At 70.7% G+C, this 4,952-nt stretch carries 4 protein-coding genes and 1 rRNA gene; 3 read left to right on the forward strand and 2 right to left on the reverse strand.

Translation table 11 applies throughout. The features are described from left to right. Nucleotides 1-87: ribosomal RNA gene (rrf, locus tag ACZ3YO_RS39725) — 5S ribosomal RNA — on the forward strand; the annotation flags it as partial. 344 nt (nucleotides 88-431) lie between these two features. Beyond that, nucleotides 432-1,385 carry a Gfo/Idh/MocA family protein gene (locus ACZ3YO_RS39730; protein WP_465579145.1) on the forward strand — a complete coding sequence of 318 codons (954 nt, stop codon included), beginning with the start codon at nucleotides 432-434 and terminating at the stop codon, nucleotides 1,383-1,385. 631 nt (nucleotides 1,386-2,016) lie between these two features. Here ACZ3YO_RS39730 and ACZ3YO_RS39735 read toward each other — a convergent pair. Further along, the gene (locus ACZ3YO_RS39735) at nucleotides 2,017-2,454 is read right to left on the reverse strand and encodes a hypothetical protein (protein ID WP_465579147.1); all 438 of its coding nucleotides are present in this window, start codon (nucleotides 2,452-2,454) and stop codon (nucleotides 2,017-2,019) included. Between the two features lie 782 nt (nucleotides 2,455-3,236). Here ACZ3YO_RS39735 and ACZ3YO_RS39740 point away from each other — a divergent pair. Then, a complete protein-coding gene (locus ACZ3YO_RS39740; RefSeq protein ID WP_465579149.1) occupies nucleotides 3,237-4,136 on the forward strand; it encodes a hypothetical protein in 900 nt (299 codons plus the stop codon). 11 nt (nucleotides 4,137-4,147) lie between these two features. Here ACZ3YO_RS39740 and ACZ3YO_RS39745 read toward each other — a convergent pair whose 3' ends face one another. Further along, the gene (locus tag ACZ3YO_RS39745) at nucleotides 4,148-4,777 is read right to left on the reverse strand and encodes a hypothetical protein (protein ID WP_465579151.1); all 630 of its coding nucleotides are present in this window, start codon (nucleotides 4,775-4,777) and stop codon (nucleotides 4,148-4,150) included. Nucleotides 4,778-4,952 lie beyond the last annotated feature (175 nt).

The raw sequence follows: 4,952 nt of genomic DNA on the forward strand, positions 1-4,952 counted from the left end.
GGTTACATTCCGAACCCGGAAGCTAAGCCTCACAGCGCCGATGGTACTGCAGGGGGGACCCTGTGGGAGAGTAGGACGCCGCCGAACAATCATTCCAGAAAGACCCCCTCCGGATTCCGGAGGGGGTCTTTCTGCGTCTCAAACACAGAGAGCCCCTGCCCGGGTCCCGGGCAGGGGCTCTCTGCATTTGTGCGCGTCGCACCCGGTCCGAGCTCGACGCCCGCACGCGCGCGTCGGGCGGGAACACCTACTGGGTCCCTATCGCGACCTCCTGGATCGACGGTTCCCTCGCTGCTGCGGAGCACCTACCTGCCGTCGACTGGGTCGACGGCCCCGCCGCATCGCTGGGCCGCTGGGCAGCGGTGGTGACGCGTCGATGACGCTCCCGTACCCCGGGCCAGGGCCGAGCCGCTCGGAGAAAGCAGCGCTTGATGACTGACCCTGTACGCGTCGGCCTTGTCGGTGTCGGCACCATCGCGGAGACCCACCTCGCGATCCTGGCCGAACGGGCCGAGGTGCTACTCGAATTCACGGTTGATCCGCATCGGCCGAAGCCACCGTCGTTCCGTGGAACCACGCCGCCTCACTACACCGGCCTGGCCGACGCGCTCGCGGGGCATCAGCCCGACCTGCTCGTCCTCGCGACTCCCACGGACACGCACGCGGAGCTGGCGGCCCAGGCTCTCATGCTCTCGACGGCCAAGGTGCTGGTCGAGAAACCCCTCGTCCACGATCTCGCGTCGCTCGCCCGGCTACACGAACTGGACGAGGCGGTTGACGTCCGGGGCCGGTTGTTCACCGCGCACCACTTCGCCTTCGCTCCGGAGGTGGACTGGGTGGCGGAGCTGCTCGTCGAACACCCCGAGTGGGGGCCCGTCACGGCGGTCACCTCCGCGTTCTACGACCCCTACGTCCTCAAGGGGGCCGACGCCTTCGCGTCCTACACGTCCAGCTGGATGGACTCCGGGGTGAACCAACTCAGCATGCTCACCCGCTTGGTCGACCTCACCGCGCTCACCTCTGCCAGGCAGACGGACGGTGGCGCCAGTGCGTGGTGCACCGCCGAGTACCGCTCCCGGGGCGAGCTGGGCACAGCCCGTCTGCGCAGCAGCTGGCTCACGGGCTCCAGCAGCAAGGAGAGCAGTCTTGTGTTCGGCCGTGCGGGCGTGGAGGTGTGGATCGACCACACTGCCATGACGGGCTTCGCAGCCCGGGACGGTGCCCTCCTCACCGCCTTCGGAACCGATGGCCGGACGCCCCGGAAGGTTGCCCACTACCGGCCGCTCTACGAGAGCCTGCTGTCCGACTGTCCCGACCCGGTTCTCGGGTTCGACGCAGCTGCGACGATCACCGCGATCCATCACGCGGCGCCCGGAGTGGGGTAGGCCCCAGGGCTTCCGGGTGCCCGTGGGAGCTCAGCGCCGGCACTCCGCCCAGAAGGTCTTGCCCGGGGCCGCCGGGCGTGGGGAGGTCCCCAGCGGTCGGCGAGGGCGGCGACGAGGAGCAGGGCCCCGGCCGGACTCGGAGTCGGCCGACGAGGTGGGGAGTGTGGCCGGCGGCGTCCGGTCGGGCGGGTGTCGGACACCTCGATGCGCAGCACGTCGGGGTGCTCAGTGAGCCGGACGGCGAAGTCCCGCCCGGGGACGTAGCCGTGGCGGACGGCGTAGGCCGCGAGTTCGGCGGTGATCAGGGCCAGGGTGTCGTCGAGCGGGGAGTCGTAGCCGTACCCCCAGCTGTACCCCCAGCCGTCGTGGCGGTGGGAGACGAGCCGGCGGGCGAGCCGGTCTCGGCGGGGTGGAGCTGTACCGCATGGCGAACTCGCGGACGGTTGCTGTTGCCTCGGCGGGCTCCGGGCTGTGCAGGGAGGTCATGGGGAGGAGCGTGCCGCCGTGTCAGGCCTGTGACACTTGGCGCCCGGGCCTCCGCGGTGGCCGAGCTTCACGTCGTCGGGGATACCGGGACGGTTGGCCAGCGTGACCGGGTCGGAGAGCATCAGCTGCTTGCGCTGGTGGTCGGTCAGGGCCTTCCACCAGTCGGCGACCAGGCGCGGGTCCTGCCCGCTCGGGATGCCCCGGTGTACATGGCCGGCTCGGCCTGGGAGGCCTCGCGCTGGAGGATGTCGAGCGCCTTGCGTCCCGTGCCCGCCGTCCCCTGGAGGTCGGTGAGAGCGGCGGTGACCCGGCGAGTGGCCTCCTGCTCGGCCTGGTCGTACGAGTGCGCCGAGTCGCGCAGCTGTTCCGCGTAGCGGTGGAGCTGGTCGACGGCCGACTTCATGTGCGCCTGCCACGCGGTGGCGCGGTCCTTGAGCGCCGGCCCGGACTCCCAGGCGGTCCTGGTGGCGGCGGCGGTGATGCTGCTGTCGAGCCAGTTCCCGGCTGGTCCGACGGCGGCGGCCTCCTGAAGGCCGCTCGCGGACTGTCGCAGGACGTCCGTACGGATGTGGATGTCGTCCATGTGTCCCCCCGCCCCCTGATACGACGGTGACGGCCGACATACATGCGGTCATATCAGTGACTGGTTCCGCCCGGGCGGGGCAAGGAAGACCCGACGCGCCGACAGGCCGGCGAATGGCACACCGCCGGCCTGGATCGGTCTGAGGCGATGGGAAGTTGGCGCGCTGATCGCCGGAGCGGACTGTCAGAACGTGCTGTCCGCGCTCTGTGGCTTCGTCAACTCCAGGTACGTCTCGTCGTCTACCCACCGCACCCGCTGGACGCAATGGATGCCGAACGCCCGCAGGGCCGGGAGCGCCGAGTGCGGCTGGTCGCTGCGCAACTGGGCGGGTCTCCCCCTGGACCTCAGCGCCGCCTTGATCAACTGGCCGGCCGGCCACAGCCCGCTTGGGCCGATGAACGGCGTAGTACATGTTCGAGCCGTGGCCGCCGACCGGCCCCGGGTCCTCGTGGGCGGCGATGGCGAGCGAGCTGTAACGGAGCTGGACAGGGTCCGCGCCCACGACGGGCACGGGGGAAGGAATCGGGATGGGTCTTCCTGACCACGCTGTCGCGTGTGTCCGGGGTGAGTGACTGACGGCAGTGCAGTCCGGATCAACGTTCCACGGCCCGCAGTTGATCCCCGGCGAGAGCTCGGCGGACGCCACCTCAGGTGGTCCGGTGGGATTCCGGATTCGGGGGCGGGGAGTGGTCACCGCGTGCTACCGTCCGGCTACAGATCAATAGTCGACCCCGGCGGTGCGCCAACACCCCGGGGTCCGGCACACGGAGTTGGAGCTCCTCATGCACGTTCACTTTATCGCGCCCGAGCGCTACGTACGGGCGTCACACGAGATCGTCCGCCACCCGCGTCTGCGGGCCACGGCGAAGACGCTGCTGCTCTGGGCGCTGTCGCTGCCGCCCGGCAGTCGGGACACGATCCTCACCATCGGCAAGCGCATGCCCGAGGGGCGCACGGCCGTCGCCGGTGCGCGGGCACAGTTGATCGAGGAGGGCTTTCTCCACGTCCGGCGCTCCCAGCACCCGACGAAGGGGACGTGGACGACCCGCGTTCTCGTCAGCAGCGTGTCGCTGACGGAGGCGGACGAGATCGAGGCAGCCTGGCGCGCTGCGGTCCGAAACCCGGCACTCGGTGAGGGGGAGGCCCGGGAAGTCGGCAGTTCCCCCAAGGGGGAGAAGAATGAGGGGAACACCTCCTCCCTCCCGGCGAGGTCGGGTGAGGGTGCTGACGCCGATGAGGAGGCCCGGGCCGCTGCGGCCGGACTGCTCGGGCGGCTGACCGCCCGGGACCGGCGCCTGCGGCTGGGGGTGGTCGAAGTACTGGACCTCGCCCCACTGGTGGCGGACTGGCTGGCCCGGGATCCGGATGTCGGACGGCTGCGGGATGCGTTGTTGGGCGATCTGCCCCCGCATGTACTCGCGCCGGCGGGCTTCGTGCGGGCGCGCCTGGAGCGCAGGATGCCGGTGGAGGCGGCGGAGCTCGATACTGCTCCGCCTCGCGCGATGGGGGAGTGCGCGCGCTGCGCGGACCCGGTGGTGGGCGGTGGCGCTGTCTGCCCGCGTTGCGCGGGAGTCGCACCTCCGGTGGCCGGGCCGGACGTGGCCGTCGTCGAACGCAACCGGCGTGGCGCTGAACGTGCACGCGGTCTGCTGCGCGGTGCGGTGGCAGTGCCCGCGGCGTAGCGGGCGTGAATTCACGGGATTACGGACATGCCGGGCTGGTTGCGGTCCGTATCGCCTGATCGCCGATCGTGTACGGATGCCCGGTGGGGCCCTGCGGTGGGCGACGCCGTTGAGGGTGGTGGGTCGGAGGTGGCGACATGGCGGAACAGGATGACGAGGCAGGCTTCCTGCGCTCCTTCGGGCGGCAGGTGACGCTCCTGCGCGAACGGGAGGGCCTGACCCGGGCCCAGCTGGGCGCACGGCTGGGGTACGGCGAGGACCAGGTCGCCTCGGTCGAGCTCGGCCGAGGGATCCCCCGGCCCGAGCTGATCGAGAAGGCGGATCAGACGCTGAGTGCGGGCGGTGCCGTGGCCGCGATGAAGGACGAGGTCGCGTGGGCGCGGGGCCCGGCGGGTGCGATGCGACGCGATCGTCAGGTTGGGAGTGATCCGCAGGGTGATCGGTGCGCCGGCGGGCACACCCCGACCTTGCTGTGGGGTAGGTGAGCTCCCCTGGGGGTGAAGGCCTTCCCGGAGCGTGTCGAGCCCGTAGCGGCGCTCGACGTCCACACCCTCGCCGCAGTGGTGATCTTCCAGCAGCGGCAGGATCTTGGTGCGCCAGGTACGGGCGAGGCCACCCTCCCGGTAGACGCTCTGCTTCATCGGACACGAGGGGCCGATGAGGAAGTCGGGGGAGGCGACCGTGCCCGACCTGGTCGGCGACTTTGTTTCCTGCCCGGATAGGCGTAGTGTTCTCTAGTCGCTCGGCAGGGAGCACCGGACACGCATCGGCGCGGACGGTCCCGGGGCGGCCAATCCCTAGAAACATCACTTCCCG

The organism is Kitasatospora sp. NPDC022785 (genome assembly GCF_055561295.1).

Bases quoted from the DNA above. Each gene is read 5' to 3' on its own strand.
- ACZ3YO_RS39730 (WP_465579145.1), top strand. From the start codon at position 432: ATGACTGACCCTGTACGCGTCGGCCTTGTCGGTGTCGGCACCATCGCG.
- ACZ3YO_RS39735 (WP_465579147.1), bottom strand. From the start codon at position 2,454: ATGGACGACATCCACATCCGTACGGACGTCCTGCGACAGTCCGCGAGC.
- ACZ3YO_RS39740 (WP_465579149.1), top strand. From the start codon at position 3,237: ATGCACGTTCACTTTATCGCGCCCGAGCGCTACGTACGGGCGTCACAC.
- ACZ3YO_RS39745 (WP_465579151.1), bottom strand. From the start codon at position 4,777: ATGAAGCAGAGCGTCTACCGGGAGGGTGGCCTCGCCCGTACCTGGCGC.